The sequence below is a fragment of the Bacteroidia bacterium genome, from assembly GCA_016218155.1.
In the GTDB taxonomy this organism is placed as follows: Bacteria; Bacteroidota; Bacteroidia; order Bacteroidales; family GWA2-32-17; genus GWA2-32-17.
In genome coordinates this window covers 1-5,185 of record JACREQ010000009.1, presented here as the reverse complement: position 1 = coordinate 5,185, position 5,185 = coordinate 1, and the positions used below count along the sequence as shown (strand labels likewise).

Sequence of the window (5,185 nt, the reverse complement as noted above, 5' to 3'; positions counted from 1 at the left end):
TTCACTTATAAATACATTGTTAGGAATGGCTGTAAATGCAGAAACCAGACGACCTGTATTATCAACTATAACAGGCGGTTTATCTGGTCCAGCCATTAAACCAATTGCTTTAAGAATGGTTTGGCAGGTTTATAAAGCTATAAAAATTCCAATTATTGGGTTAGGTGGAATAATGAATGCAACAGATGCTATTGAATTCTTTTTAGCAGGTGCTACTGCAATTCAAATTGGTACAGCTAATTTTATTGATCCTCAGGTTACTGTAAAAGTTATTGATGGAATTAATGAGTATTTAGACCACCATAACATTAAATCAGTAAAAGAACTTACTGGAGCATTGCAAATTGTTAAATAATACTTTAAAAATAAAATTAATCTATCTAGCTAATTATTAATATCTTAATTAAATGAAGAATATTAAATCAATACTCATTTATTTGTCACTGTTAATTATTATTTTAATTATTGTATCTAGTTGTTCTAAAAAAGATAATCCAACTACAGCAGAGCAAATAACATATAGTGTTGTTGGTGAATGGGTTATTGACACAATGGAAAGCAATATAACTCAAATGTTAAACGATGGCACAACTGCAAAAGTTAAATTAAAAGTTAATGGAGATAGTATAATACAATTGGTAGATTCAATTAATACATCTCATGATACATCTATTACCACATTAGGTGTTATGAAAGAAAATTACTACCGGTTTAATAATGACAGTAAAATGGAATATTTATTCCATTATGAATTATCAAAAACATGGCAAAAATTAAATCTAGTTACTAATATTACCACATATGATAAAGTAATATACACATATAATGAAAGAGCAGCAGGGACTTGGCTATTTATAAATAATTCAGAAAAATTATCCTTAGTTTTTGAGCGAAATTATATTACAAAAACAACAGTTAATATGCATTGGCAGGTTGATCAAAATGGAGTTACACTTCCTGGGAATACATTTAGCACAAATGTTAGTTCTGAAGAAAGAACTTATTCAAATGGTGAATTTGCTCAATTCTGGGTACTTAAAGATAATTTGATTAATAAAATTGTGATAGAACGAAATATTGATCATTTGGTTCAATCTTCAACTATTGTTAATGGAAGTTCAATAGGAAGTTCTTTTTCTGAAGAAGGAATTGAAACAATTTCATTAAAACCAAGATTGTAAAATTTGGATTATAGTGCCATAAACCTTGTGATTACTGATTTTTCTTAACTTTCTATTGTTAATAAGTTAACAAATTGACTTATTAACAGGAATGTTTTAACATATATTTCAGATAATCAGTTAATAGCTGCACGTTATTAACAATTAATATCTGCTAACATGTAGAAAACCAGTTATATAATTTCATCTTTTTAGCTTCCTTTGCGTATTAATAAATAAGCACATAACAATAAAGCCAAAAAGCCATGAAAACAAATGTGGATATAGCATTAAAGAGGTTTTCGAAAACAAGCTTTTTCATTATAGTTATAATATTTTTTTCTTTCTCATTTAAAAGTTTTTGCCAGAAATCGCTTGTGTTTAAACAAAATATACCAATAGAATCAGGAAAAAAGAAAAAGGCTCTGAAGGATGTTACAGAATGGGCATCAACACAAAATCTTTTTAAATTAAAAACTGCTAATACTGTTGATACTATTGTAGGTGAAGGTTATTTTGATTTTGTAAACCCAGTTAAGTACGAAAGTTCTCCTACTTATTCAAGAATGTATATTTCACAAACAAATGGCAGAATAGATTATAAAGTATATATTGTTGTTAAAGACAATGAAATGGATTTTATAGTTAGTAATTTTAAACATATACCTGCTTCAAAAGGTGAGAAAATTGAATTTGGAGTTTTGTCTTCATTAAATGAAGCACCAAACTTTCTTAAAACTGATTATGATGCTGCATGGTGCGATAAGGTATGGGAAAGTATGAAGAAAATGGCTGAAGAAAATGCTCAAAGATTTTTTGATCAGATTCCTGCCAGCCTTGTTACCTCACGATAAGTATGTTATTTCATTTCAGTTTGTAAATAAATCTTTATTAATTTAGTGCATTAATTTTACCTAAAGTTATATAGGTAATTTATTGATTAATCGCTTTTATATTTGAGATATGAAAAAATTGATGCATTTAATTTTTCCTTTATGTTTGTTTTTAATTCCAATTGGTGCATTTGCCGAAGTAAATTCAATTCCTGTAATTGGTGGAATAAGATTAGAGTTTGTTTTATTTGCTTTAACTTTAGTAGGAGTAGCATTATTTCATAAGCAAACTTTTTGGGTTGCAATTACAGGCTTGCTTTCAATTTTAGCATTCAAATTTATTTTTGACTCTGAATTTAATTTTATTCACCATCTAATAGGTGAAAACTCAATGGTAAGCCAGCTTACTAATAAAGAATTTAGACAAGGAGAGTGGACAACAATTGTTAATTTATTGGGACTATTGTTAGGATTTGCATTATTAGCAAAAATATTTGAAGAATCTGGTGTTCCAGATATTATTCCTAAATATTTACCAATTGGTTGGAAAGGCGGTTTTGTGCTATTAGTACTTGTGTTTATTTTATCTTCTTTTCTTGATAACATTGCAGCAGCAATGATTGGAGGTACAATTGCATTGGTTGTTTTTAAAAATAAAGTACATATTGGATATATAGCAGCAATTGTTGCTGCCAGTAATGCCGGTGGGTCAGGCAGTGTAGTTGGCGATACAACAACTACAATGATGTGGATTGATGGAGTAAGTCCATTTAATGTTCTTCACGCTTATATTGCTGCAGGGGTTGCACTTTTAATTATAGCATGGTTTGCTTCACATCAGCAGGATAAATTTCATAAAATAAGTGCTAATGCAAAGCTTGGCGCAAAAATAGACTGGGGTAAATTATTAATTGTTTTATTAATATTAGTTGGTGCAATAATTTCTAACTTCTTTTATGATATGCCTGCACTTGGTGTTTGGATTGCCATACTGATAGGGTCTTTTATTAGAAAAATGCCTTGGAGAGAAATTTCTGGAGCCATTAAAGGAACTATATTTTTATTATGTTTAGTAACTGCAGCTTCATTAATGCCAGTAAACGATTTACCTTCTGCATCCTGGTTGACAGCTTTTATTTTAGGTTTTGTTTCTGCAGTATTTGATAACATTCCACTTACAAAGCTTTGCCTTGAACAAGGATGTTATGATTGGGGAATGTTGGCTTATTCTGTAGGCTTTGGTGGTTCAATGATTTGGTTTGGATCGTCAGCAGGTGTTGCTATTACAAATAAATTTACAGAAGCCAGAAATGTTTTTAAATGGGTTACAAATGGTTGGTATGTTATTGTAGCATATGTTGTGGGATTTTTTGTATTATACTTAACAATGGGCTGGAATCCTGCAGATAATAAAAAGGTAAAGATTAACAGGGATTGTAATTGCATTGATAAAAAAGAAATAACACCAAAACCGGTTTATAACGAAAATGCAAATTTTACAATATCAGATTAGAAGAATTTTATTTATAATTCAATTTGTTAATATTTATTGAGGACAAAGTTGATTGGCTTTTGTAATAGCTTCCTTGCAACCCATCTCTTTAGCTTTTTTAAGGTCAACACAGGCATCTGAAGTTTTTTTCATTTCATATAATATTGCACCGCGGTAATAATATGAATAGGCGTTTTTAGTAATCTTTACAGCTTTATTTAAATCGTCCAAAGCTTCATCAAATTTTTGTTTGTCGTAATAATAAATGCCTCGTTTTAAATATGCATCGCCGCTTTCGGGGTTTAATTCAATTGCTTTTGAAAAATCTTTTATTGCAAGTGGGTCTTTTGTTTTGCCTTGTTTTGCATATGCTTCACCTCTGTTATAGTATGCTTCAAAATTAGTCTTATCTAAAGTTGTTGCTTTTGTAAAATCTTTAACTGCATTTGCATATTGTCCCAATTCATTAAAAAGTAATCCCCTGTTAATATAGATTTCTGTTTTTTTTGTTTTATAAATATTAATTATGGTTGAGTAATCAGCTAATGCTTTGTCATTCATTTTTATATTATAAAATGCAGTAGCTCTTTTAGTATATATATCTTCATTTTGAATTTTTAAATCAATAGCTTTTGTTAGGTCAGGAATTGCTTCTTTATTTTTTTTCTGTTGTATATAACACTGTGCTCTATTGTAGTATGCCATCCCATTATTTGGGTTCATTATAATTGCAGAGGAATAATCTTTTATTGCTTCATCGTATTTGTTATTTGTTAAAAATATATTTCCTCTTTGAAAATAACAATCTTCATTTTTTGTTTTTAGTTCAATGGCTTTAGATAAATCGTTTAAAGCTAGCTCATTATTCTTTTCCTGAATATACAGATTGGCACGTTTTTCATAAGCTAAAGTATATGTTGGCTTTAGTTTTATAATCTGCTCGTAATCGGCAATTGCTTCTTTTCTTTTTCCTGTTTTTAAATAAATATCTGCTCTGTCGATAAATGCTTCGAAATAATCTTTTTTTGCTGTAATAGCTGATGTGAGATCTTTAACAGCAAGGTCTAATTTATTTTGTGCAACGTAACACACTGCTCTGTCATGAAAAGCAGGAGAGTAGTACTTATCTTTTTGTACGACGAATGAAAAATCTTTAATTGCATCATCGTATAGTTTTTTATTCATCTTTTTGACGCCACCATCATAAACATCGTTTATGGATTGTGAAAAAACCCCACTCCACAATAAAAATAAGTGGAGTAGGGTTAATAAAAATTTTAGTTTCATAAATTATTTTCCTGCCGGAATATTTTTCAGAATTTCTAATAACAAATCCCAGAATTTTTGTACTGTGGCAATTTGCAATCTTTCACTTGGACTATGTACTCCGCGTAAAGTAGGACCAAAGGAGATCATGTCAAGTTAAGGATATTTTTCTAAAAATTGTATAACATAAACTTCTTTTTATTTTGGTATCATTTTAAAAAAAGTTTCACCAAAAAAATGAAATTAGGAAAAACTAAAAAAGTTTTGAACAAATCTCGTCGGGCTCGATTTACTTTTTAAGAACTTGTGTTATCTTTTCAAGAAGAAGACCAAATTTAGCATAACCTGCTTTATCATTGAAATGACCAGCATCTGGAAGACGAATAAACTCAGCATTTAGATGTTTTGCTAGTTCAATGCCATTGCCAACACCA

The 5,185-nt window shown here is 29.7% G+C and carries 6 protein-coding genes and 1 pseudogene; 4 read left to right on the top strand and 3 right to left on the bottom strand.

Translation table 11 applies throughout. From position 1 onward, the window contains the following. From HY951_01255 to HY951_01240, 4 genes are all read left to right on the top strand, one after another. On the top strand, window positions 1–355 hold a 355-nt coding region (locus HY951_01255; protein ID MBI5538657.1), incomplete at its 5' end, for a nitronate monooxygenase. Between the two features lie 52 nt (window positions 356–407). After that, complete coding sequence (locus tag HY951_01250) at window positions 408–1,181, top strand: hypothetical protein (protein MBI5538656.1); 774 nt, start codon at window positions 408–410, stop codon at window positions 1,179–1,181. Window positions 1,182–1,426: 245 nt separating this feature from the next. Beyond that, window positions 1,427–2,014: a hypothetical protein gene (locus HY951_01245; protein MBI5538655.1), complete on the top strand. Its 588-nt coding sequence runs from the start codon at window positions 1,427–1,429 to the stop codon at window positions 2,012–2,014. 109 nt (window positions 2,015–2,123) lie between these two features. Beyond that, window positions 2,124–3,506 carry a citrate transporter gene (locus HY951_01240; protein ID MBI5538654.1) on the top strand — a complete coding sequence of 461 codons (1,383 nt, stop codon included), beginning with the start codon at window positions 2,124–2,126 and terminating at the stop codon, window positions 3,504–3,506. Window positions 3,507–3,539: 33 nt separating this feature from the next. Here the strand turns inward: HY951_01240 and HY951_01235 are convergent, their stop codons facing one another. From HY951_01235 to HY951_01225, 3 genes and pseudogenes are all read right to left on the bottom strand, one after another. Continuing rightward, complete coding sequence (locus HY951_01235) at window positions 3,540–4,772, bottom strand: tetratricopeptide repeat protein (protein ID MBI5538653.1); 1,233 nt, start codon at window positions 4,770–4,772, stop codon at window positions 3,540–3,542. A gap of 3 nt (window positions 4,773–4,775) precedes the next feature. Continuing rightward, a pseudogene (locus HY951_01230) lies at window positions 4,776–4,928 on the bottom strand (cytosol nonspecific dipeptidase). Between the two features lie 112 nt (window positions 4,929–5,040). After that, window positions 5,041–5,185, bottom strand: a 145-nt coding sequence (locus HY951_01225; protein MBI5538652.1) for a hypothetical protein, incomplete at its 5' end; no start/stop codon positions are given.

Coding starts and splice junctions, on each gene's coding strand:
- HY951_01250 (MBI5538656.1), top strand. CDS start 408: ATGAAGAATATTAAATCAATACTCATTTATTTGTCACTGTTAATTATT.
- HY951_01245 (MBI5538655.1), top strand. CDS start 1,427: ATGAAAACAAATGTGGATATAGCATTAAAGAGGTTTTCGAAAACAAGC.
- HY951_01240 (MBI5538654.1), top strand. CDS start 2,124: ATGAAAAAATTGATGCATTTAATTTTTCCTTTATGTTTGTTTTTAATT.
- HY951_01235 (MBI5538653.1), bottom strand. CDS start 4,772: ATGAAACTAAAATTTTTATTAACCCTACTCCACTTATTTTTATTGTGG.